Source organism: Sphingomonas sp. LaA6.9, from assembly GCF_022601895.1.
Classification (GTDB): Bacteria; Pseudomonadota; Alphaproteobacteria; order Sphingomonadales; family Sphingomonadaceae; genus Sphingobium_A.
The window spans coordinates 173,855-196,618 of sequence record NZ_JAKVIO010000002.1 but is presented as its reverse complement, the minus strand read 5'-3'; the positions used below and the strand labels follow the sequence as shown (position 1 = coordinate 196,618).

Here is a 22,764-nt window from a genome sequence, read left to right as displayed (position 1 = left end):
GTAAGCCTCCCTGATTCTCGACGGAAGGCTATATCTGGAGGCGTTACGTCACCATCAGGGCAAACCCTGACTCACTCCGCCGGCACCGATTGGTCCACGCGCCACCCCGATTTTTCGCCGAGTACGCCGAGCGCAATCAGCATCTGCCCGACATAATAGAGCAGCCAGATCACCAGCCCGGCCCATGCCGCGCCTTCCAGCGGTCCCATGCGCGCGAAGATGAACAGGTCCGACGCCAGGAACATCATCGCACCGATACCCGTACGATAGCGTGGGAAACGGCTTATCCATGCCGCCGCCGCCATGGCGGCCACGAACAGCGCATAGATCGCGACCCCGGGAGCCTGCGCCCTGTCGGCCGGCAGAAGCCAGGCGATCAGCACTGAGCCGGGTATGACGACAAGCGCCAGCGCCCGCTGGCTCGGCGAGAGCCGCGCTCTGCGGTTGCGCAGATAGAGCCAGATCGCGATGATATGGCCGATCACGAACGCGATCGCGCCCGTCGTCATGCTGCTCACCAGCAATATGTCTCCCAACGCGCCAAAGCCCATGACCGCGGTGAGCCGCCAGCCGTCGCCGTCGCGCGCCTCGATGGCTGCGGCCAGCGCGAGCAGCGCCACGCCCGCGCCCTTCCCCGCGGTGCTCGCCGCCTCGGGCCAGCCGAGGTTCCAGATCAGCGGATAACTCAATCCGAAAAACAGGCTTGCGATCAGCAGCCCGCGCGAAACGCCCCCCAAAGCCATCCTTCCCCCTCATCCGATACCGCACAGCCGATATGATCGAGCATATGCATCTCCCGTTTCAGGCGTAGAGATCAACGACTTCCGCGTCCGCCGCAACCCTTTCCAGCAGCACGGTGCGATGGCAGATCGCGGGATCGCGCTCGAAGCAGAGCAGCGCGCTCGGCTTTTCGGCGGCAAGGTCACGCATCATCGCGGCCTCGGCGATCGCCTCGGGCAGTTCGAGCTGCCCGGAATAGACCGCCTCCATCGTCGCACGATCGCCCTTGCGCGCCGCATAGCGGCCTTCGGGCGGGGTGCCGAGCGCGCGGAGGTGGACATAGTCGATCCCCGCCTCTCTCAGCCCCGCGGCCAGCGCATTCTTCGAAAAGCCGGGCTTGCGCGACAACGGCACCGCGCGAACGTCGATCAGCCGCTCGACACCGGCCCGCTTCAGCGCCGTGATCAGTTCGGCCTGCGTCGCGCCCTGATAGCCGATGGTGAAGATCCTCATCGCTCCAGCCTAGCGCAGAAGGTCGTGCTGTCCTACATGCGCCGCCTTCGGCTATTCTGGCCGCGAAGGCGTATGCGCTGGCTTCGGGCGAGGCTGATCCGCATGCGCGTTTGTGAGAAGTTTGTGAATCCAAGGGAAGCTAAGGCAGGTCGTGACACATCAGATCCACATCATCGGCGGCGGTCTGGCCGGCTCGGAAGCGGCATGGCAGCTTGCCAATGCGGGCGTGAAGGTCCGCCTGTCCGAGATGCGCGGCTCGGGCGTGATGACGCCCGCGCATCAGACCGATCACCTCGCCGAGCTCGTCTGCTCGAACAGCTTCCGCTCGGACGATGCCGAGCGCAACGCGGTCGGGCTGCTCCATGCCGAGATGCGCGCGCTCGGTTCGCTGATCATGGCCAAGGGCGATGAACACAAGGTGCCTGCGGGTTCGGCGCTTGCGGTCGATCGTGACGGGTTCAGCGAAGGTGTGACCGCCGCGCTCGCCGCCCACCCCAATATCGAGATCGTGCGCGAACGCGTCGATGCCTTGCCCGATGGGCCCGCGATCATCGCAACCGGGCCACTCACCGCCGAAAGCCTCGCCAACGCGATTGGTGCGCAGACCGGCGAGGACTCGCTCGCGTTTTTCGACGCGATCGCGCCGATCGTCCACCGCGACAGCATCGACATGGACATTTGCTGGTTCCAGTCGCGCTGGAACAAGGGCGAAGGCCACGACTACATCAACTGCCCGATGGACAAGGATCAGTATCTCGCCTTCCATCAGGCGCTGCTCGACGGCGAAAAGGGCGAGTTCAAGGAGTGGGAGAAGGACACGCCCTATTTCGAGGGCTGCATGCCGGTCGAGGTTATGGCCGAGCGCGGCGTCGACACGCTTCGCTATGGTCCCATGAAGCCCGTGGGGCTCGATGATCCGCGCACCGGGCGCTGGCCTTATGCCGTCGTCCAGCTCCGCCAGGACAACGCGCTCGGCACGCTCTGGAATATCGTCGGCTTCCAGACCAAGCTCAAATATGCCGAGCAGATCCGCGTCTTCCGCATGATCCCCGGGCTCGAAAATGCCGAGTTCGCACGGCTGGGCGGGCTGCACCGCAACACCTTCATCCAGTCGCCCAAACTCCTGGACGGCGAGCTTCGCCTGAAGTCGCGCCCCAATATTCGTTTCGCGGGCCAGATCACGGGGTGCGAGGGTTATGTCGAGTCCGCCGCAGTCGGCCTGCTCGCAGGCCGCTTCGCCGCAGCCGAACTGCTGGGCCAGCCGATCGCGTCGCCACCCGTCGAAACCGCGCTCGGCGCGCTGCTCGGCCACATCACCGGCGGCGCCGAGGTCGAGAGCTATCAGCCGATGAACGTCAATTTCGGCCTCTTCCCGCCGATCGAGGGACGCACCAAAAAGGCCGACCGCAAGCTGCTCTACACCGCCCGCGCGCGTGAGGCGTTCGCCGAGTGGATGCCCGCCTGATGGCGCTGCGCGCCGCGCGGCCGATCAGGATCCATTGCCCGGTGGCCGCGGAAGCGCTGGCTGCCGCGGTTGGGGGCGATCTGGCCGCGATCGAGCGCGATCCGCAAATCGCGTCCATTCTGGACCTGATCCGCGGCGACAATGCGCTTGGCGGCTTTGGTGCCTATCAGGGTGTCTGCGAAATCGGCTTCGGCGCCGAAAGCTTCGTGCCGACCGAAGCCGCGAATCCGGTGCTCGGCGAAGCCGGAATTCCCGCGCTATCGCCAACCATCGTCCTGCTGACCTGGGTCGATGCCGACCTCCCCGACGATCGCCTCGAACAGCTTATCGAGACGATCGCAGAGCGCCATCCATGGGAGGTGCCTGTGATAGAGATCGGAGCGCCCGTGCGCCTGTACGCACCGGGATCCTGATCAGCCGTCGTCCTCCTCGCCTCTGGCGGCAATGGCGGGCGGGCAATCGGGCTTGGGCCTGGACTTGCGCACCGGTGCGGTGGTCGCAAACTCGGCGCGGTTGAGCACCTGCGAGCGATCGGTATCTGCCTTGGCGAACTTCTCACGCGTCTTCGCTCCCCATTCGTCGAAGCTCAGCCGTCCATCACGATTGGCGTCGAGCTTCGCGAAGGCCTTGCGGCGGCTGGCGAAATATTCCTCGGTGCTGATCCCGCCATTCCTGTCCTTGTCGTAGCGCCCGAAGCGCTTTTCCTCGCGCGTCTTCGCGCTCGCCTCGGGCGGGTCGGGCACGGGATCATCCGACAGCGGCAGCCCAGCGGATTGCACCGCAGGCGCCAGCGGCAGCCGGGGCTCGCTCTCGGCGCGGCTTTGCCACCAGAAAATCCCTGCGCCGGCCAACAACAGTGCCGATGCCACGCCCGCCAGAAAACGTCCCATTGCGACCTCCTGCCCAATGTCACGGCGAGGCTATGCTCGTTTCGGGTCCGATATCAAGTGTCAGCGCCCCGTGAGGCGATGGCGGAGCATGTGCAGCAGCCTGAGCGGTGCACCCGATTGGCGCGCAACGCCAAGTCCCGCCCGGGCGTCGCGAAGAGCGAGCGATGCAAGCATGCCAAGCGGCCTCGCCTCACGCGGCCAGCGCGTGGCCATGGCGCTCAGCAACATCGGACCCGCCAGATCGAGCGCCGCCTCCGCGGTGGCGCGATCGCTGCACCGAAAGGCGAAGTCCACCAATACCCAACCGGCACCAGCGCCGGGTATCGCGGGCGTGACCGCAGCACCCAGCTGCCTTGCGAGTTCGGAGAACAGCACGCCGCCACGCTGGCGCGCATATGCCTCAAGCCCTTCGCGGGCCAGTGGAAAGGGATCGAGCAGGGATATCCAGCCCTCGGCCATTTCGGATAGCCTGCCGGCCGCGCCTTCCTGCGCGCCAGGCACGGTTGCGAGGCGCTGCAGAAGCGGCTCGGCGGGCACCGGCCCGTGTCCGAGTGCGTCGATCGCATCACGCCACCAGGTCAGCCGCATTGCGCCGATCATCGGTTCGCTCGTGGAACGAACTATGCCGCCCAGCTGAGCGTCGAGCGCCCATATGGTTTCCAGCGCGGCGCGTCGGTCAGCGCGCGCGTAAGCAATTGAAAGCGCGATTTCCGGATCGATCGAAGGCGTCACGCCGGCTCCTCGTAAACCAAACCCGTTCATGGAAAACGGGCGGTTAACCAAAGCCCGTCAGCACTCATTAGCCGCTCAGTGGCAGGGTGCAGGCTGTCGCGCAATCTATGCAGCGCTTGGGGGTAAGGCCAGAGCATGAAAACGGGACCGAAAGCAAAGGGTTGGAGCCGCGGGCAACTCGCGAGACTCGCCTGTGACACCACCGGCAACGCCATGCTGATGATGGCGGCCGCAATGCTTCCGATCATCGGCATGGCCGGATCGGCCTTCGATATGGGCCGCGCCTATATGGTCAAGTCGCGTCTTCAGCAGGCCTGCGACGCCGGCGCCCTGGCCGGCCGCCGTGCGATGACCGCCGCCGATTTCGACGACGATACCGTTGCCAAGCAAGAGGCAAACAAATTTTTTCATGCCAATTTTCCCGAAGGCTCCTTCGGCGTTGGCAACATAAGCTTCACGCCGAAGGGCAGCGTGGATTCGAACAGCCTGAACGATGGTCAGGTGACCGCGCGCGCAAGCGCCACGGTTCCGATGACGCTGATGAAGGTCTTCAACGTTCCCACGCTGACGATGGCCGCCGCCTGTGATGCGCGTCTTGAGCTGGCGAACACCGATGTGATGTTCGTGCTCGACGTGACAGGCTCGATGGATCAGACTCTTCCGGGCGGAACGGCCAAGAAGATCGTCGGACTGCGCGCCGCAGTGATCGATTTCTACAAGATACTCGACGGCGCTGCGAGCAAGAGTTCGCGGCTGCGCTTCGGTTTCACCCCCTATTCGTCGGGCGTCAACGTCGGGAAGCTGCTGCTGGACCTCAATCCTGCCTATCTGGCCGACAAATGGTCGTATCAGACCCGTGATCGCTGGTGGGACGGCAGCAGCTACAACGAACCAAATACGACAACGACAAGCTGGCAAACCACGTCGTCCACCACTTCGGGATGGGAAGATGTGGTCAATCAGATCAACAGCAAGTCGACATGCCAGAACATGGATGGCGACATTGAGACCAATTACGAGAATCAGACCTCTACGAAGACGGGCGAAACCGTCGTCGATGACGTGAAGACAAGCATATACAAGGAAACGCGGACCCGCGTCCGCAAGGAGTACGACACGAACTGGAGCGGCGGAAAATGCACCGTCAAGGTCCAGACGACGCGTTCCGAGCAGGAGCGTACAGTCACCGTCGTACTTACGCCAGACTATACGTGGAAATACGCGAGAATCGAGAGAGAAACTGACCAGTACAAACAGTTTGTTTCTGGTGTCACATATCGCATTGGCAACAACTATTCCAACAAGGCATCGGCTCAGTGGTCGGGTTGTGTCGAAGAGCGGCGCACCCTGCCCGAGCCCGAGTTCGAGTTCGGGAATGGCGTCATCAAGCCAAAGGGGGCAGGCTCAAAACCTGATGACCTGCTCGATCTCGAGATCGATGCCAAGCCGGGTTCCGCGAACGACACGAAATGGGGCCCCGCATGGCGCGAAATGGTTTTCACGCGCGCCGCCGGGACGACCGAGGAGTTCGACGACGACGACCACAACCAGCCAGGCACGGCCTGCCCGCGCGCCGCAAGGCGGCTTGCGACAATGACGCAAAGCGAGGTGCAGACCTATGTCGACAGCCTGAGCCCGACAGGCAGCACTTATCACGATCTCGGGATGTTGTGGGGCACGCGGATGATGTCGCTGGAGGGCGTTTTCGGCCCCGACCATACGGTGGCGCCGAATGGCCGCGACACCAACCGGCACATCGTGTTCATGACCGACGGTATCATGGAGCCGAGCTACAGCACCTATTCGATGTACGGCTATGAGTACCTGGACCAGCGAGTCAGCGGCGGGACGCCGAGCAACAGCGACCTCGCCAACCGCCACCATTCGCGCTTCCTCGCGATCTGCGCGGCTGCAAAGGCGAAGGGGATCACGGTCTGGGCGGTCGCCTATGGTCTGACGGTAACACCGCAGCTGCAGGCTTGCGCTGATCCGGGCAAGTCGTTCACGGCCGCCAACGACGCCGAGCTGAAGAAGAAGTTCCAGCTCATCGCGTCGAAGATCGCCGAGCTCAGGATCGCGAAATGATAGCGGCGCGCCACTCAGCGACGATGATCGCGAACGACACGCATGGCGCGACAGCTGTCGAGTTCGCGATCATCGCGCCGATCATGCTGACGCTGATGCTCGGCATGATGGAGCTCGGCTACCAGGCCTATGCGCAGTCCGTGCTGCTCGGCGCCACCAACAAGGCCGCCCGCGATCTCACGCTCGAGGATGCGCCGACGAACAAGGCGCTGATCGAGGGCAAGATCGGATCGATGCTGCAGACAATCTCCAAAAAAGCAGTGGTCACGACCACAAGCGAGTCCTTTTCGTCGTTCACCAAGGTGAACACCTATGAGGATTTCAAAGATCTCGACGGTGACAAGCAGTTCGATGCCGGCACCGAGTGCTTTTTCGATGTGAACAATTCGAAGACATGGAACAAGCGCGGCAAGTCTGGGCTGGGCGGCGCCGACGACATCGTCGTATTCACCGCCACTGCCACCTATCCTCGTCTTTTTCCCGTGATGGGAATGCTGGGGTGGTCCAACACCGGCACGGTCGTTGCCCGGACCACGCTCAGGAACCAGCCCTATAGCGAGCAGGCCGAAGAAGCGGGAGTAGAGATATGCCCAACGCCAGCGTGAAGCATGGCTGGTCGCGTGCGCGCGCCTTCACCGCCCGGCTCTGGCGCTGCCGCTCGGCGGTGGCCTATATCGAATTCGCCTATACACTCCCGCCGGTGCTGGCGATGGGGCTTTACGGCGTTGAAGCGACCAACCTGGCGATGACGCATATGCGGGTCAGCCAGATTGCGCTCGCCATTGCCGACAACAGTTCGCGGGTCGGCCTGGACAATGCCATGGCGCTCACACAGTTTCGCGAATCCGACGTCAACGACACATTCATGGGCGCCAAGCTTCAGGCAGGTACGATGAAGCTCACCGAGCGCGGCCGGATCATCCTGTCCAGCCTCAACGTCAATGCCGATGGAGGACAATGGATCCAGTGGCAACGCTGCCTCGGCCAGCGCAAATATGATTCAAGCTATGGCAAGCAAGGCGACGGCGCGACCGGCACGTCCTTTCCGGGCATGGGCCCGACTGGCAAGCAAGTGAAAGCGCCTGAAGGCAACGCCGCCATGTTCGCCGAAGTCACCTATCAATATGAGCCGATCGTGAGCGCAGACCTGTTTGGCGAGCCGCTGATTCGCTATACGGCCACGTTCCTCGTCCGCGACGAACGCGATCTCAATGGCATCTTCAATCCGAACAACGAGGCCCCCGTGGCGTCGTGCAGTACCTATTCGAGCTGATCGGCAAGCTGCCGATCAGCGATAGGTGACTTTCTTCACCGCCGCTACCACGCGGTCGGCGTCGATGAGCGCCAGTTTCTCCAGGTTCGCGGCATAGGGCAGCGGCACGTCCTCGTTGGTGACGCGCAGCACCGGCGCGTCGAGATCGTCGAAGCCCTGCTCCATCGCCACCGCAACGATCTCGCTTGAGATCGAGCAGGTCGGCCAGCCTTCCTCGACCACGACCATGCGGTTGGTCTTCTTGAGGCTCTTGAGCACCGTTGCGGTGTCGAGAGGGCGCAGCGTGCGCAGGTCGATCACCTCGGCTTCGATGCCCTCGGCCGCAAGCTTCTCGGCGGCATCGAGCGCGATGCCGACGCCGATCGAATAGCTGACCAGCGTAACGTCCCCGCCCTCGCGCATGATGCGGGCCTTGCCGATCGGCAGGACATAGTCGTCCAGTTTCGGCACTTCGAAGCTGCGCCCGTAGAGCAGTTCGTTTTCGAGGAAAACGACAGGGTCGTTCGAGCGGATCGCGGCCTTCAAGAGACCCTTGGCATCGGCCGCATCATAGGGCGCCATCACGATCAGGCCGGGAACACTGGCGTACCAGGGGCCATAGTTCTGGCTGTGCTGTGCGCCGACGCGGCTCGCCGCGCCGTTGGGACCGCGGAACACGATCGGGCAACGCATCTGCCCGCCCGACATATAGTTGGTCTTGGCGGCCGAATTGATGATGTGGTCGATCGCTTGCATCGCGAAGTTGAAGGTCATGAACTCAACGACGGGGCGAAGGCCCGCCATCGCCGCGCCCGTGCCGACGCCCGCAAAGCCATATTCGGTGATCGGGGTGTCGATGACGCGCTCGGCTCCGAACTCCTCGAGCAGCCCCTGCGTCACCTTGTACGCGCCCTGATATTCGGCGACTTCCTCGCCCATCACGAAGACGCGGTCGTCGGCGCGCATTTCCTCGGCCATCGCGTCGCGCAGAGCCTCGCGGACGGTGGTCTTCACCATCTCGGTGCCCGCAGGGATCGCAGGGTCCGCGACCAGCGCCCTGGCCTCCGACACGAGCTTTTGCGTGCCAGATTCCGCCTTTTTAGCGCTGCCCGCCTCGCCTTCGGGGAGCGTCGGCGCTGCCGGCGCGGCGGCGGCCTTCTGCACCTCGGGTTCGGCCTTCGGTGCGGCGGCTTCGCCCTCACCATCGATCAGCGCGATCACGGTTCCGACCTTGACGCCTTCGGCGCCCGCGGGAACGAGGATTTTGGAGACGGTGCCTTCATCGACCGCCTCGAACTCCATCGTCGCCTTGTCAGTTTCGATCTCGGCGAGGATATCGCCGGATCTGACCTCATCGCCTTCCTTGACGAGCCATTTGGCGAGCGTGCCCTCCTCCATCGTGGGAGAAAGCGCGGGCATCTTGAGTTCTACAGCCATCAATATTCGTCCACCAGCACGTCGGTATAGAGTTCGGAAACATCCGGCTCGGGCGAGGTTTCGGCGAAATCGGCCGCCTCGCTCACTACCTTGCGGGTTTCCTTGTCGATGTCCTTCAGCGCATCCTCGCTGACGCCCAGCGCCTCGAGCTCGCGCTTGGCATGCTCGATCGGATCGGACTTGTCGCGCACCGCCTGCACCTCGTCACGCGAGCGATATTTGGCGGGGTCGGACATCGAGTGGCCGCGATAACGGTAGGTCTTGAGCTCGAGCAGGATCGGCCCCTTGCCCGAACGGACCCAGGCGACCGCCTCTTCGGCGGCACCGCGGACCGCCAGCACATCCATGCCGTCGACCTGAAGGCCGGGGATGCGGAAGCTCTCGCCGCGGCGGTAGAGTTGATCCTCGGCCGAGGCGCGATTGACCGAGGTTCCCATGGCGTACTGGTTGTTCTCGATCACGAAGATGATCGGGAGCTTCCAGAGCTCGGCCATGTTGAAGCTCTCATAGACCTGGCCCTGGTTGGCCGCGCCATCGCCGAAATAGGCCATCGCGACGCCGCCGTCCTTCGAATATTTGTGCTTGAAGGCAAGACCTGTGCCCAGTGACACCTGCGCGCCGACGATGCCGTGGCCACCATAGAATTTGTGCTCGACCGAGAACATGTGCATCGAGCCGCCCTTGCCGCGGCTGATGCCAGCTTCGCGGCCCGTCAGCTCGGCCATGATCACCTTGGGATCGATGCCGTAAGCGAGCATGTGGCCATGGTCGCGATAGCCTGTGATAACGCTGTCTGTATCCCCGTTAAGTGCCGACTGAAGGCCGACCGCGACGGCTTCCTGGCCGATATAGAGATGGCAGAAACCGCCGATGAGACCGAGGCCGTAAAGCTGTCCGGCCTTTTCCTCGAAGCGACGAATGAGCAGCATCTCGCGATAGAACTGGAGCAGTTCTTCCTTGCTCGCCTTGTAGCGTTCTGGCTCGCCGGGGCGCTCGCGATTGGATGTCGGGGCCGGCGCGCTCTTGGACGGTTTCGCTGTCGATGCTCTTGCCAAGTCGTTCACCTTGGTAGGGAGGAGAGGAACGAGCGGTCTATAAGCGCGCCCTTACGGATTCCGCAACGGCATGGAGAAATTTTCTTTCACAGACACGTTCAGTTGAGTGGAACGATCACTTCGTCGGGGTGCGCAAGACCGAGTTCGCGGCGGATCAGCTCATCCGCCATGTCGGGGTTTGCTTTCCTCGGATCGAGCAGCGCCACGCGATTCTGGAGCAGCGCCTTCTGCTTCTCGAGCCTGGAGAGCTCGACCCGCTGCTGATCGAGCTGGCGGCTGTAATCGCCCCAGGCGAGCACGCCATTCTTGCCCACCACCGCATAGCCGCCAAAGATCGCGATCACGAGCATGATGATCGCGGTCGGTGCGGCCGAGCGAAGCAAACCGAGGAAAGGAATAGCGCGTGTCATTGTCATCCCTTGAATCACAGGCGATTCGCGGAATCAAGCCGTTTCTGCCTCGCCGCGCGTCATTTGCGACGCGCGGCGGCAAAAAGGTCGCCTGGGAAGCCTGTTTTCTTCGATTCCGGCCGCGTTCAGCTGAAAATCGCCCGCCCCGCATAGCGCGCCACCGAACCAAGCTCTTCCTCGATGCGGATCAGCTGGTTGTACTTTGCGAGCCGGTCCGAGCGCGCGAGGCTGCCCGTCTTGATCTGACCGCAATTGGTGGCGACCGCGAGATCGGCGATCGTCGAGTCCTCGGTCTCGCCCGAACGATGCGACATGACTGCAGTATAGCCCGCGCGGTGCGCCATGTTGACCGCCTCCAGCGTCTCGGTAAGCGTGCCGATCTGGTTGACCTTGACGAGCAGCGAGTTGGCGAGATCCTGATCGATGCCCATGGCGAGGCGCGCGGGATTGGTCACGAACAGGTCGTCGCCGACGAGTTGGACCTTGCCGCCGATCTTCTCGGTCAGAATCTTCCAGCCCTCGAGATCGTCCTCGGCCATGCCGTCCTCGATCGACAGGATCGGATAGCGCGCGCAGAGATCCGCGAGATAGTCGGCCATCTCCGCGGGCGAGAATGTCTTGCCCTCGCCCACCATGTGATAGGCGCCCTTCCTGAAGAACTCGGTGGACGCGCAGTCGAGCGCGAGGACGACGTCGTCGCCGGGCGTGTAGCCCGCCTTCTCGATGCTTGACATGATGAAGTCGAGCGCGTCGGTGGTCGAAGCGAGATTGGGCGCGAAGCCGCCTTCGTCGCCAACCGCGGTCGACAGGCCCTTTTCCGACAGGCCCTTCTTGAGCGTGTGGAAGATCTCGGTGCCGTAGCGCACAGCCTCGGCAAGGCTGTCAGCGCCCACGGGCATCACCATGAACTCCTGGAAGTCGATCGGATTATCGGCATGCTCGCCGCCGTTGATGATGTTCATCATCGGTACGGGCAGGAGGTGCGCCTGAACGCCACCGACATAGCGATAGAGCGGCAGCCCGCGCGAGTCCGCTGCGGCCTTGGCGGTCGCGAGGCTGACGCCCAGGATCGCGTTCGCGCCGAGGCGCCCCTTGTTCTCCGTGCCATCGAGATCGATCATCACCGCATCGACTTCGCTCTGGTCCTCGGCATCGAGGCCCAGGATAGCCTCGGCGATCTCGCCGTTGACCGCCTCGATCGCCTGGGTCACGCCCTTGCCGAGATAATAGTCCTTGTCGCCGTCGCGCTTTTCGACCGCCTCATGCGCCCCCGTCGAAGCGCCCGATGGCACCGCGGCGCGGCCAAAGCTGCCGTCTTCCAGATGGATATCCACCTCCACTGTCGGGTTGCCCCGGCTGTCCAGGATCTGGCGTGCGTGAACGTCGATGATCGCGGTCATGTGTCTCGCTTTCTTGCGCGGTTTGGAAGGATGGCGGCCTGTTATCGGGGAAGGCCCGGAAAGGCAATTGTCGGGGCGGCCCTTGCGGAACCGGTTTGCAATCGCGATTGTTGTAGCAGTGAATCGAATTCCGCAGATGGGAGACACGTTCATGGCTGAAGGCACGACCCCGAAGAAGACCCCGGCGAAGAAGCCCGCCGCGAGGAAACCCGCGACGGCCAGGGCTGCCGCGAGCGCGGCGCCCAAGCCCGTCGCCAAGAAAGCGGAACCGGTGAAGAAGGCGGCGACACGTGCTGGCCCCAAGGTCAAAGCCAAGCCCTCGCCGCTCAAGGCCAAGGCGACCGAGGCAACCGCCGCGGTGAAAAAGGAAGCCAAGGTGCTGACGAAGCAGGCGAGCGAACGCGCGCATGAACTTGCAGCACAGGGCAAGGATCGTGCGACGGGCGCGCTCGACAACGTCGCCAGGTTGATCGGAGACGCCGCCGGCACCGTCGATGAGCGCGTCGGCGCGCAATATGGCGATTACACGCGCAAGGCCGCCGAGGCGGTGTCGAGCTTCGCCAGCACGCTCAAGGGCAAGGATGTCGACGATCTGGTCAAGGACGCAGGCGATTTCGTCAAGAAAAGCCCCGCAGTCGCCATCGGCGCAGCCGCCGCGATCGGCTTCGTGCTCGCCCGTCTGATCAAGGCAGGATCCGACGACAAGGCCTGAGCCCTGTCGAAACGCAAGGGGAGAAGAGCGTGAGCGACGAGGTGCCGCCTGGCGAAAGCGATCCGGCGATCGGGCAGCTGTTCGGCCAGTTGATCGACGACACAAAGTCCTTCGCACGCGCCGAGATCAGCTTCTATCGTGCGCAGGCGCTCGATCGCATCACCTTCTATGGCAAGAACCTCGCGCTGGCTGCTGCCGGCGCGCTGCTGGCGCTGTTCGCAATCATCCTCCTGATCGTTGCGGCAGTCGCGGCGTTGGCGCCCATCACGGGATTGGCGCTCGCGGCACTCATCGTGGCGGCCGCGCTCCTCGCGCTGGCGGTGATATTGTTTCTCGTGGTTTCCAGAGGTGACGGGAGGCGATCATGAGCCGAAGCACGCAAAGGGTGGCTGAGGCGCGCCAGGAAGCGGAGGAGGCGCACGAGCAATTCATAAGCACGGTCAGCGCCGTGCGCAGCCGACTGACGCCGGCGTCGCTTGCCAATGAGGCGCGGACGATCGTGCGCGACAAGGCGACCAAGGCGGCACGCGACGGCGCTGAACTGGTCCGGCATCGACCGATTGCAGCCGTGGCGATCGTCGTCGCCGGCATCGGCTATCTGTTCCGCGATCGCTTGCTAGGTAAGATGAAGTCGCTCGCCCGGCGCAAGGCAACCGATCCTGCGCCCCAGGAGTTTCAGCCAGGCAAAAGGCGCCCCCGCGCCCGCCGAAATGGAGGATAAAAAATGACCAATCCGATCACCGATAATGCCCGCAAGGTTTCGGCGATGGCGAGCGAAAAGATCGGCGCGGCGAGCGAGCAGGTGAAGGAGGGAGCCCATGCCGCGCGCGAACGCGCCGAGGCCGCTTATGCCACCGGAAGGGCCAGGGCGGCTGAAGCGCTCGAGACGAGCAAGGTCAAGGCCCGCAAGGCCTATGCGGGCGCGCAGAAGGGCGCAAAGACCGCAAAGGCCAAGACCGCTGAGCAGGTCCAGGACAATCCCCTCGCCTTTCTGGTCGGCGGCATTGCCCTTGGCGCGCTTGTGGGTTCTTTGCTGCCCCGCACCGAGCGCGAGACCAAGACGCTGGGCGCCACCGGCAAGAAGCTCAACAAGGGTGCATCGGCCGCAGCCAAGGCAGCCAAGAATGCGGGACAGAAGAAGCTCGACGCGCTTGGCATCAATGCCGATTCTGCAAAGTCGCAACTCAATCAGCTCGTCAGCGCGGTGGTGACCGCCGTCGAGGAAGCCGGGTCTGCGGCGGGCAAGAGCGTCGGTGGTGCCGGGAAGAAGCGCTGATTTTCCGAGCGTTCGCATTGACGGCGCCCGGCATGCTGCCTAGTGAGCCCGCCAAATCCCAACAGATCTGGTGACCCCATGAGCAAATTGCACCTCGTCTTCGGCGGCCGCGTAAGCGACCCGCAGACGCTCGACTTCGACGATCTCAAGTCAATCGACATCGTCGGCGTCTTTCCCGATTATGCCAGCGCTGAAAAGGCGTGGCGCGCGGCGGCGCAGCGCACGGTCGACGATGCCGAGATGAAATATGTCGTCGTCCACCTTCATCGGCTGCTTCAGCCCGACATAGTGGCGCCGGCGGACAAGGGCGACTGAACCGATCGATCGTGGCGTCATTTCCGCTGCAGCGACGATGACGCCGCGTTGAGGCTCAGGCCTTGCGGTAGCGCCAGAGTAGCAGCGGGCGCGCCAGCAGCAGGCCGGGAATGAAACCGCCGATATGCGCGACGATGGCGATGCGCGTCATCGAACCCCAGGTCGCAATGCCGATCAGGCCCTGGATCACGATCCATGCGGCAGCAAGCCAGACGATCTGGATGATGCGCGCGGGGATCGGTCCCAGCGGTCGGATACGGTTCTGGCCGAACAGCATCGCATAGCAGCCGACAATCGCCGAGATCGCGCCACTGGCGCCGATCATCGGCACGACATTGACGGGATCCCAGAGATACTCGGCAGCCGCTGAAGCATAGGCCCCGATGACATAGAGCACGCCCAGCCCGGTGGGGCCGATCGCCGCTTCCACAAAACGCCCGCAATAGAACAGCATCAGCATGTTGAAGGCGAGGTGAAAGATGTCGGCGTGGAGGAACGCCGCCGAGAGCGGCGTCAACCATGCGGGCAAAGCGCCTTCAAGCACGAGTGCGCCAGAAAGGCGCGCGGAAAAGAAGCCGCCCGCGCCCGCGGCGAGATCTTCATAGCCGCCGAGCGTCAGTGCGAGCCAGATCGCGCTGGTGGCGATCACCAGCGCGTTGGTTACCTTGCCCTGCGGGATACGCATCCCGCGATCAGATGAATTCGATCTTGGAAACCAGATAGTAGCGGTCGCCCGAGGGCACCGACACCTCGACCTCGTCCTCGACCTGGCGCCCGATCAGCGCGCGGCCCAGCGGCGAGTTGTACGAGATGCGGCCGACCTTGGCATCGGCCTCGGTCTGGCCGACGATCTGGTACTTCACGGGCTTTTCATCCTCGTCGAGCAACGTCACGGTCGCGCCGAAGATCACCTTGTCGCCCGAAAGCGAGGTGGGGTCGATGATCTGCGCACGGCTGAGGCGATCCTCGATATCGGCGATCGACGCCTCGATCTGGCCCTGCCGCTCCTTGGCGGCATGATATTCGGCATTTTCCGAAAGGTCGCCATGCGCACGCGCTTCCTCGATCGCGTCGACGATCTCCGGGCGCTCGGCCTTGAGGCGACGGAGGGACTCCGTCAGCTTGTCATAGCCTTCTGCCAGCATCGGCAATTTCTCGACGGTCGCCATCCAACGGTCCTTTGTCAAAGCTTCCCCCAAGCGGCCTCACCCCTGAAGTGAAAAGCCGCCCGCCACGCTTAAATTGTCGGGATCAGGCGTGTGATGCTGAATAATAGGATTGCAACGACCGCACTTCAAGGGACTGGTTCCGAAGCGCCTCAATGGCGCGCGCCGAAGCGACACTCGCGGTCGCCGTCGTATAGTACGGAACCTTGCCCAATAGTGCGGAGACGCGGATCGACTGCGAGTCCTTGTGGCTCTGCCAGCCTTCGGTCGTGTTGAAGATCAGGTCCACTCCGCCGTCCTTGATCCGGTCGACGATATTGGGCCGTCCCTGCGCCACCTTGTTGACACGCTGGACCGCGATTCCCGCTTCCTCGATATAGTCGGCGGTGCCGCCCGTCGCGATGATGGTGAAGCCCATTTCGGAGAGCAGGCGGACGCCGGGAAGCACGACAGGCTTGTCGGTATCCTTGACCGAAACAAACACAGTGCCTTCGAGCGGCAGATCGTCGCCCAGTCCGAGCTGCGACTTGGCGAATGCGATCGCGAAATCCTTGTCGATTCCCATCACTTCACCTGTGGATTTCATTTCGGGTGACAGCACAGGATCTACGCCGGGGAAGCGCGCGAACGGGAACACCGCCTCCTTCACTGCGACATGGTTGATCGCATGGCGGTCGATCGTCGGCAGATCCTTCAGCTTCTCGCCCGCCATCACGCGCGCGGCGATCTTGGCGATGGGCTGGCCGATCGCCTTGGCAACGAAGGGCACGGTCCGGCTTGCGCGCGGATTGACCTCGATCAGATAGACCTTGCCGTCCTTCACCGCGAACTGGATGTTCATCAGGCCCTTCACCTCGAGCGCACGCGCGAGCAGATCGGTCTGGCGCTCGATCTCGGTGATGATGTCCTGCGGCAGGCTGTAGGGTGGGATGGTGCATGCGCTGTCGCCCGAATGGACGCCCGCTTCCTCGATGTGCTGGAGGACGCCCGCGACCACGACATCTTCGCCGTCGCAGATCGCGTCGACATCCACCTCGATCGCGTCGCGCAGATACTGGTCGATCAGAACGGGTGAATCGCCAGACACTTGCACCGCTGTCTGGATATAGTCTTCGAGCTGCTGCTGGCCGTCGACGATCTCCATCGCGCGGCCGCCGAGCACGTAGCTCGGGCGGATCAGCACGGGATAGCCGATGCGCTCGGCGACCGCGATCGCCTCCTCGCGGCTGCGCGCGATGCCGTTTGCGGGCTGGAGCAGCTTGAGCTTGTTGATGAGCGCCGCGAAGCGCTCGCGGTCCTCGGCGAGGTCGATCGCGTCGGGCGATGTTCCAAGGATCGGAATGCCTGCATCCTCGAGCGCCTGCGCCAGCTTGAGCGGCGTCTGCCCGCCGAACTGCACGATCACGCCCGCAAGCGTACCGTTCTCCTGCTCGACATGAAGGATCTCGAGCACGTCTTCGGCGGTCAGCGGCTCGAAATAGAGCCGGTCCGACGTGTCATAGTCGGTCGAGACCGTCTCGGGGTTGCAGTTGACCATGATCGTCTCATAGCCAGCCTCATCGAGCGCGAAGCACGCGTGGCAGCAGCAATAGTCGAACTCGATCCCCTGCCCGATCCGGTTGGGACCACCGCCAAGGATGACAACCTTTTTACGATCAGTCGGCTGCGATTCGCATTCGGGCTCGCCAAAGGCGGGCGCCTCATAGGTCGAATACATATAGGGCGTCTTCGCCTCGAACTCGGCGGCACAGGTGTCGATGCGCTTGAAGACCGGACGCACGCCGAGCTTGTGGCGCAGCTTGCGCACCTCCTGCTCGGTCACCCCGCCCGTCATCGCGACGACCGCCTCGCGGATCAGGCCCGAGCCGCGCGCGACGGCGCGGTCCATGCCCTTCGCCAGATGCGCCGATTGCAGCGCGAGCCAGGCGAGGCGCTTGTCCGAAAAGCCCATCGCCTTGAGCCGGCGCATGCCCCTGGTGTCACGTGGCAGACCATTCTCGATCACCTCGCGCTCGGCGGCGATGATCTCGGCAATGCGCTCGAGGAACCAGGGATCATATTTCGCGATCTGGTGGACCTCCTCGACGCTCAGCCCCTCGCGCAATGCCTGCGCGGCAATGAGCAGCCGATCGGGCGTCGCGCGCGACAGTGCCGCCACGATATCGTCCTTCGACGCGCCGATCAGGTGATCCACCGTATTGAAGCCCGAAAGGCCGGTTTCGAGGCCGCGCAGCGCTTTCTGCATCGACTCATGGATATTGCGGCCGATCGCCATCACCTCGCCCACCGACTTCATCGCGGTGGAGAGCAGCGGCTCGGAGCCCTTGAACTTCTCGAAGGCGAAGCGCGGGATCTTGGTGACGACATAGTCGATCGTCGGCTCGAAGCTCGCGGGGGTCGCGCCGGTGATGTCGTTGTCGATCTCGTCGAGCGTGTAGCCGACAGCCAGCTTGGCCGCGACCTTGGCGATCGGGAAGCCCGTGGCCTTGGACGCCAGCGCCGAGGAGCGCGAGACGCGCGGGTTCATCTCGATCACGATCAGGCGGCCATCCTTCGGATTGACCGCGAACTGAACGTTGGAACCACCTGTTTCGACGCCGATTTCACGCAGGCAAGCGATGCTCGCATTGCGCATGATCTGATATTCCTTGTCGGTCAGCGTCAGCGCGGGCGCGACGGTGATCGAGTCGCCCGTATGGACGCCCATCGGATCGACATTCTCGATCGAGCAGATGATGATGCAATTGTCCTTGCGGTCGCGCACCACCTCCATCTCATATTCTTTCCAGCCGAGGAGCGATTCCTCGATCAGAACCTCGGTGGTAGGCGAGGCTTCGAGCCCCGTTGTCACGATATGGACGAACTCGTCCTTGTTATAGGCGACGCCGCCACCCGTTCCGCCGAGCGTGAAGCTCGGGCGGATGATCGCGGGCAAGCCCACGAACTCGAGCGCGGCCATCGCGTCGGCCATCGAGTGCGCGATGCGCGAGCGCGCGCTTTCGAGCCCGATCTTGCTCATCGCGTCGCGAAATTTCAGCCGGTCCTCGGCCTTGTCGATCGCCTCTGCATCGGCGCCGATCATCTGGCAGCCATATTTTTCGAGCGTGCCGTCATTGAAGAGCGCGAGCGCGGTGTTGAGCGCGGTCTGCCCGCCCATCGTCGGCAACAGAGCGTCGGGGCGCTCCTTCTCGATGATCTTGGCGACGATCTCGGGCGTGATCGGTTCGACATAGGTCGCGTCTGCCAGATCCGGATCGGTCATGATCGTCGCGGGGTTCGAGTTGACGAGGATGATGCGATAGCCTTCCTCGCGCAGCGCCTTGCACGCCTGCGTCCCCGAATAGTCGAACTCGCACGCCTGGCCGATGACGATCGGGCCGGCGCCAATGATGAGGATGGAGGAAATGTCAGTGCGTTTGGGCATCAGCGAAGCGTTTCCTGGGACAAGACCAAATTGCGTTCATTGCGTTCAGTAATCGTGTTTTCGAGGCAGGTCCGTTTCGACCGGAAGGAATCCTCGCTCGGGAGGACCACCTTGAAATATCCGCACTCCTCGCACCAACCCGCATATCTCTGCGGTACATCGCATGAGCGGAGAATATCCAAAGCCGACGCAGGCAGGCTCGGGGCACTGTAACAGCCAATCAAAACGGTCGCGGCAGAAACACCGGCGACGGCGACTAACCTCACGCGCCCTTCTCCAGTCGTCCGACAAACTTCTCGAACAGATAATGGCTGTCCTGCGGACCGGGGCTCGCCTCGGGGTGGTACTGCACCGAGAAGACGGGCTTGTCGGTCAGTTCGAAGCCGCAATTCGAACCATCGAACAGCGAGACATGCGTTTCGCGCGCATTGGCGGGGAGCGTCGCCACCTCGACCGCGAAGCCGTGGTTCATGCTGGTGATCTCGACCTGGCCGTCGTCGAGGCGCTTGACCGGGTGATTGGCGCCGCGATGCCCCTGATGCATCTTGATCGTCTTGCCGCCCACTGCGATCGCGAGAAGCTGGTGGCCGAGGCAGATGCCGAAGATCGGCTTGGCCGTTTCGAGCAGTTCGCGGATCACGGGCACCGCATATTCCCCGGTCGCGGCGGGGTCTCCGGGGCCGTTCGATAGGAATATGCCATCGGGGTTGAGCGCCAGCACCTCCTCGGCGGTCGCGGTCGCCTTCACCACCGTCACGCGCGCACCAGCAGCGACGAGGTTCCGCAGGATATTGCGCTTGAGGCCATAATCGATCGCGACGACGTGCGGGCGGTCATCGCCCGCCTCGTTGAGATGGTAACCGTCCCTGAGCGTCCAGAGCCCGTCGCGCCACTGATAGCTCTGCAGCGTCGAGACCTCCTTTGCGAGATCCATGCCCTCGAGACCCGGCCATTCGCGCGCTTTCTTGAGCAGCGCGTCGATATCGAATTCGCCCCATGCATTGTGCGCAATCACACCGTTGGGCGCGCCCTTCTGCCGGATGCGGCGGGTGAGTGCGCGCGTGTCGATTCCGGCGAGGCCGATCCGGCCATTGGCCTTCAGCCATTCGTCGAAATGCTGGATGTTGCGGAAATTGCTGGGGTTGGTCACGTCCTCGCGAACGATCAGGCCAAGCGCGTGCGGATTGGTCGCCTCGACATCGTCGCGGTTGGTGCCGACGTTTCCAATGTGCGGAAAGGTGAAGTTGATGATCTGCCCCGCATAGGACGGATCGGTCATCACTTCCTGATAGCCCGTCATCGCGGTGTTGAAGCAGACTTCGCCCACCGCCTCGCCGCTGGCGCCGAATCCGCGTCCCCACAGGACGGCGCCATCAGCCAGAACCAATACCCCCGTCGCTCCATCGGGCGCGCGTAGGGATTTGGCGTCGGCCATGACATGTGCTCCTGGGCTGTCGGTTAAACGGCCGCGTCACTAGGTGCCACGCCCGGCCGGGTCAATCTATTAAAATCCGCAAGCCTTGGCTAAGCTCATCGTTTCCGAAAGTTCAGCCGAAAGCACCCCATGATTCGCGACGACATCAAAGCCGCGCAGATCGCCGCCATGAAGGCCGGCGACAAGGAAAGCACCGCCGCGGTGCGCCTGATCCAGGCCGCACTCAAGAACCGCGATATCGAAGCACGTACGGGCAAGGCACCCGACGACGACGATGCGCTGGTCGTAGAAGTGCTCCAGAAGATGGTGAAGCAGCGCCGCGAATCGATCGAGCTTTACGAAAAGGGCGGTCGTGACGAGCTGGCCGCGGCAGAGAAAGCCGAGCTGTCCGTGATCGAGCGCTTCCTTCCCGCACAAATGAGCGAGGACGACACACGCGCGGCGATCGAGGCGATCAAGACCGAGATCGGCGCCGCGTCGGTCAAGGACATGGGCCGCGTGATGGCGGTGCTCAAAGAGCGGCACGGCCCGCAGCTCGACATGAGCAAGGCCAGCGGGCTGGTGAAGGCGGCTCTCGCCTGATCGGGAGAGAATGAGCCTCTCCCCCCAATTCCTCGACGAACTTCGCGCGCGGACGCTGTTGTCCGCGCTGATCGGCAAGACCGTGAAGCTCCAGCGCGCGGGACGCGAGTTCAAGGCGTGCTGCCCGTTCCACAACGAGAAGACGCCCAGCTTCTACATCAACGACGAGAAGGGCTTTTACCACTGCTTCGGCTGTTCGGCGCATGGCGACGCGATCCGCTGGATGACCGACCAGCGCGGGCTGCCCTTCATGGATGCGGTGAAGGAACTGGCGCAGTCCGCGGGGATGGACGTCCCCGCCCCCGATCCGCAGGCGCAGGAACGCGCTGAGCGCGCAACGGGCTTGCACGCTGCGATGGAGCGCGCGCAGATCTGGTTCGAGGAACAGCTGGCGGGAATCGACGGCGCCGAGGCGCGCGCCTACCTCAAGAAACGCGGGATAAGCGAAAAGACGCGCAAGACCTTCGGCTTCGGCTTCGCTCCCGATTCGCGTGGGCGCCTCAAAGCCGCGCTCAGGGATTTCGGTGAGGCGACACTGATCGAGGCAGGTCTTCTGATCGAGCCTGAGGGTGAACGCGAACCCTATGACCGCTTTCGCGGCCGCCTGATGATCCCGATCCGCGACCAGCGAGGCCGCGTGATCGCTTTCGGTGGACGGATTCTGGGGGCCGGTGAGCCCAAATATCTCAATTCGCCAGATACCCCGCTCTTCGACAAGGGACGCACGCTCTACAATCTCGATCGGGCCGCGCCCGCGGCGCGTAAATCGGGGCGTGTGATCGTGGTCGAGGGCTATATGGACGTGATCGCGCTCGCCCAGGCGGGAATCGAGGAGGCGGTCGCGCCACTCGGCACCGCACTAACCGAGATGCAGATCGAACGATTGTGGCGCATGACGGAGACGCCGATTCTGTGCTTCGACGGCGACAATGCCGGGCAAAAGGCCTCGATCCGCGCCGCCGAGCGAGCGCTGCCGCACCTCGAACCCGGACGTTCGCTCCGCTTTCTCACGCTTCCCGCGGGGCAGGATCCCGACGATCTCGTCAAGGCGGGCGGGCGGCAAGCCTTCGAAGCGCTGGCCGCGAGCCCCGAAGGACTCGCCGACCGACTCTGGCGCCACGAGCAGGCGGCCGAGCCTCTCGACACACCCGAGGCGCGCGCCGGGCTGCGTCGTCGGCTCAACATTCACGCCAAGGCGATCGGCGATGGCGACGTTCGCGAGCAGTATTTTGCGGAGTTTCGCGAGCGTTTCGATGCTCTCTACAATCAGCGCCGCGAATTTCGACCACAACAGCCATACCAGTCGCGACCGCAATATCAGCCGCGTTCGGGAGGACGCTGGCAGCCGCCCGAACGGCCGGTATCCGACAAGACCCGTTCCATCAGTCGCAGCGGAATAGAACCGATGCTGGCGCGCGCACTTTTCGCGGGATTGCTGAACAATCCGAGCGTTATTGCGCCCTGCGCGGAAGCAATTTCGGCGCTCGAATTGACCGACGGCGCGCTCGAGGAATTGCGCAAGGCCTTGCTGGAAGCCAGCTTTACTGTCGCGCACCTTGATCTCGCTTCGCTGCATACCATATTGGCCGAGGCCGGCCTTGGCGGGCTGGTTGCGGACCTTCTGGCTACAAACAGGCTTGCCTTTTCCTCGAAGCGCAGCAATGCGGAACCGGAGGCCGCGCAGCGCAATCTTATAATGGCTATAGATGCGCTTGTTGCACGTCCGGAACTCGACGCAGCCATCGCTGCCGCAACGGCGCGATTGGAGCGCGAGTGGGACGATGAGGCATATGAGGAACAACGCCGCTTGCAAGCGGCGCGCAAAGAGGCAGAAATGCGGCTCGCGGCGCTGACGCAGGGCGACGATGATGCCGGTGGGTGACTTGGGACAAGGC

The 22,764-nt window shown here is 63.5% G+C and carries 24 protein-coding genes; 12 read left to right on the top strand and 12 right to left on the bottom strand.

The window, feature by feature from the left end:
- Window positions 1–71: 71 nt before the first annotated feature.
- Together MKI88_RS02090 and MKI88_RS02085 are read right to left on the bottom strand one after the other, a co-directional pair.
- Window positions 72–743: a lysoplasmalogenase gene (locus MKI88_RS02090; RefSeq protein WP_241629059.1), complete on the bottom strand. Its 672-nt coding sequence runs from the start codon at window positions 741–743 to the stop codon at window positions 72–74.
- Between the two features lie 58 nt (window positions 744–801).
- Complete coding sequence (locus MKI88_RS02085; RefSeq protein WP_241629058.1) at window positions 802–1,233, bottom strand: DUF488 family protein; 432 nt, start codon at window positions 1,231–1,233, stop codon at window positions 802–804.
- A gap of 151 nt (window positions 1,234–1,384) precedes the next feature.
- Between MKI88_RS02085 and trmFO the strand changes: the two genes are divergently transcribed.
- Together trmFO and MKI88_RS02075 are read left to right on the top strand one after the other, a co-directional pair.
- On the top strand, window positions 1,385–2,698 hold the full coding sequence (gene trmFO, locus MKI88_RS02080; protein ID WP_241629055.1) for a methylenetetrahydrofolate--tRNA-(uracil(54)-C(5))-methyltransferase (FADH(2)-oxidizing) TrmFO: 1,314 nt from the start codon (window positions 1,385–1,387) through the stop codon (window positions 2,696–2,698).
- On the top strand, window positions 2,683–3,111 hold the full coding sequence (locus tag MKI88_RS02075) for a hypothetical protein (protein WP_241629051.1): 429 nt from the start codon (window positions 2,683–2,685) through the stop codon (window positions 3,109–3,111). Before trmFO ends, MKI88_RS02075 begins: the two co-directional genes overlap by 16 nt.
- On the opposite strand, the gene MKI88_RS02070 is transcribed toward MKI88_RS02075, so the two are convergent.
- Together MKI88_RS02070 and MKI88_RS02065 are read right to left on the bottom strand one after the other, a co-directional pair.
- A complete protein-coding gene (locus tag MKI88_RS02070; RefSeq protein WP_241629049.1) occupies window positions 3,112–3,588 on the bottom strand; it encodes a histidine kinase in 477 nt (158 codons plus the stop codon). It abuts the gene before it with no gap.
- 60 nt (window positions 3,589–3,648) lie between these two features.
- On the bottom strand, window positions 3,649–4,320 hold the full coding sequence (locus tag MKI88_RS02065) for a squalene/phytoene synthase family protein (protein ID WP_241629044.1): 672 nt from the start codon (window positions 4,318–4,320) through the stop codon (window positions 3,649–3,651).
- 135 nt (window positions 4,321–4,455) lie between these two features.
- Between MKI88_RS02065 and MKI88_RS02060 the strand changes: the two genes are divergently transcribed.
- From MKI88_RS02060 to MKI88_RS02050, 3 genes are read left to right on the top strand one after another with little or no spacing between them, the layout of a single operon-like run.
- Window positions 4,456–6,405 carry a pilus assembly protein TadG-related protein gene (locus tag MKI88_RS02060; RefSeq protein ID WP_241629042.1) on the top strand — a complete coding sequence of 650 codons (1,950 nt, stop codon included), beginning with the start codon at window positions 4,456–4,458 and terminating at the stop codon, window positions 6,403–6,405.
- Window positions 6,402–7,010, top strand: a complete 609-nt coding sequence (locus MKI88_RS02055; RefSeq protein WP_241629040.1) for a TadE family protein — start codon at window positions 6,402–6,404, stop codon at window positions 7,008–7,010. The genes MKI88_RS02060 and MKI88_RS02055 overlap by 4 nt, the downstream gene beginning before the upstream one ends.
- Window positions 6,992–7,678: a TadE/TadG family type IV pilus assembly protein gene (locus tag MKI88_RS02050; RefSeq protein WP_241629037.1), complete on the top strand. Its 687-nt coding sequence runs from the start codon at window positions 6,992–6,994 to the stop codon at window positions 7,676–7,678. The genes MKI88_RS02055 and MKI88_RS02050 overlap by 19 nt, the downstream gene beginning before the upstream one ends.
- Before the next feature lie 15 nt (window positions 7,679–7,693).
- On the opposite strand, the gene MKI88_RS02045 is transcribed toward MKI88_RS02050, so the two are convergent.
- From MKI88_RS02045 to eno, 4 genes are all read right to left on the bottom strand, one after another.
- Window positions 7,694–9,094 (bottom strand): pyruvate dehydrogenase complex E1 component subunit beta, encoded by a 1,401-nt coding sequence (locus MKI88_RS02045; RefSeq protein ID WP_241629034.1) that lies wholly within the window; start codon window positions 9,092–9,094, stop codon window positions 7,694–7,696.
- Window positions 9,094–10,149 (bottom strand): pyruvate dehydrogenase (acetyl-transferring) E1 component subunit alpha, encoded by a 1,056-nt coding sequence (gene pdhA, locus MKI88_RS02040; RefSeq protein ID WP_241629031.1) that lies wholly within the window; start codon window positions 10,147–10,149, stop codon window positions 9,094–9,096. The genes MKI88_RS02045 and pdhA overlap by 1 nt, the downstream gene beginning before the upstream one ends.
- A gap of 98 nt (window positions 10,150–10,247) precedes the next feature.
- The gene (locus MKI88_RS02035) at window positions 10,248–10,559 is read right to left on the bottom strand and encodes a septum formation initiator family protein (RefSeq protein ID WP_241629028.1); all 312 of its coding nucleotides are present in this window, start codon (window positions 10,557–10,559) and stop codon (window positions 10,248–10,250) included.
- Between the two features lie 125 nt (window positions 10,560–10,684).
- Window positions 10,685–11,959 carry a phosphopyruvate hydratase gene (gene eno / locus MKI88_RS02030; RefSeq protein WP_241629025.1) on the bottom strand — a complete coding sequence of 425 codons (1,275 nt, stop codon included), beginning with the start codon at window positions 11,957–11,959 and terminating at the stop codon, window positions 10,685–10,687.
- Between the two features lie 151 nt (window positions 11,960–12,110).
- On the opposite strand from eno, the gene MKI88_RS02025 reads away from it, so the two are divergent.
- The 5 genes from MKI88_RS02025 (at window position 12,111) to MKI88_RS02005 (ending at window position 14,262) form a co-directional block, all read left to right on the top strand.
- Window positions 12,111–12,671 carry a hypothetical protein gene (locus MKI88_RS02025; RefSeq protein WP_241629024.1) on the top strand — a complete coding sequence of 187 codons (561 nt, stop codon included), beginning with the start codon at window positions 12,111–12,113 and terminating at the stop codon, window positions 12,669–12,671.
- Window positions 12,672–12,700: 29 nt separating this feature from the next.
- On the top strand, window positions 12,701–13,039 hold the full coding sequence (locus tag MKI88_RS02020; protein ID WP_241629022.1) for a phage holin family protein: 339 nt from the start codon (window positions 12,701–12,703) through the stop codon (window positions 13,037–13,039).
- The gene (locus MKI88_RS02015) at window positions 13,036–13,392 is read left to right on the top strand and encodes a hypothetical protein (protein WP_241629019.1); all 357 of its coding nucleotides are present in this window, start codon (window positions 13,036–13,038) and stop codon (window positions 13,390–13,392) included. Before MKI88_RS02020 ends, MKI88_RS02015 begins: the two co-directional genes overlap by 4 nt.
- A gap of 3 nt (window positions 13,393–13,395) precedes the next feature.
- Window positions 13,396–13,947, top strand: a complete 552-nt coding sequence (locus MKI88_RS02010) for a hypothetical protein (RefSeq protein ID WP_241629017.1) — start codon at window positions 13,396–13,398, stop codon at window positions 13,945–13,947.
- 78 nt (window positions 13,948–14,025) lie between these two features.
- Window positions 14,026–14,262: a DUF4170 domain-containing protein gene (locus tag MKI88_RS02005; RefSeq protein ID WP_241629015.1), complete on the top strand. Its 237-nt coding sequence runs from the start codon at window positions 14,026–14,028 to the stop codon at window positions 14,260–14,262.
- 55 nt (window positions 14,263–14,317) lie between these two features.
- Here the strand turns inward: MKI88_RS02005 and MKI88_RS02000 are convergent, their stop codons facing one another.
- The 4 genes from MKI88_RS02000 to carA form a co-directional block, all read right to left on the bottom strand.
- Entirely contained in the window at window positions 14,318–14,947 is a 630-nt protein-coding gene (locus MKI88_RS02000; protein WP_241629013.1) for a rhomboid family intramembrane serine protease, read from the bottom strand.
- 7 nt (window positions 14,948–14,954) lie between these two features.
- Entirely contained in the window at window positions 14,955–15,431 is a 477-nt protein-coding gene (gene greA, locus MKI88_RS01995) for a transcription elongation factor GreA (protein ID WP_241629010.1), read from the bottom strand.
- An 82-nt stretch (window positions 15,432–15,513) separates the two neighbouring features.
- Window positions 15,514–18,852 carry a carbamoyl-phosphate synthase large subunit gene (gene carB / locus MKI88_RS01990; protein WP_241629007.1) on the bottom strand — a complete coding sequence of 1,113 codons (3,339 nt, stop codon included), beginning with the start codon at window positions 18,850–18,852 and terminating at the stop codon, window positions 15,514–15,516.
- A gap of 262 nt (window positions 18,853–19,114) precedes the next feature.
- Window positions 19,115–20,287: a glutamine-hydrolyzing carbamoyl-phosphate synthase small subunit gene (gene carA / locus MKI88_RS01985; protein ID WP_241629004.1), complete on the bottom strand. Its 1,173-nt coding sequence runs from the start codon at window positions 20,285–20,287 to the stop codon at window positions 19,115–19,117.
- Between the two features lie 129 nt (window positions 20,288–20,416).
- Between carA and MKI88_RS01980 the strand changes: the two genes are divergently transcribed.
- Together MKI88_RS01980 and dnaG are read left to right on the top strand one after the other, a co-directional pair.
- Complete coding sequence (locus MKI88_RS01980) at window positions 20,417–20,869, top strand: GatB/YqeY domain-containing protein (protein ID WP_241629002.1); 453 nt, start codon at window positions 20,417–20,419, stop codon at window positions 20,867–20,869.
- A 10-nt stretch (window positions 20,870–20,879) separates the two neighbouring features.
- Window positions 20,880–22,751, top strand: coding sequence for a DNA primase (gene dnaG, locus MKI88_RS01975; RefSeq protein ID WP_241628999.1), 1,872 nt, complete (start codon window positions 20,880–20,882; stop codon window positions 22,749–22,751).
- The last annotated feature ends 13 nt before the right edge of the window (window positions 22,752–22,764 follow it).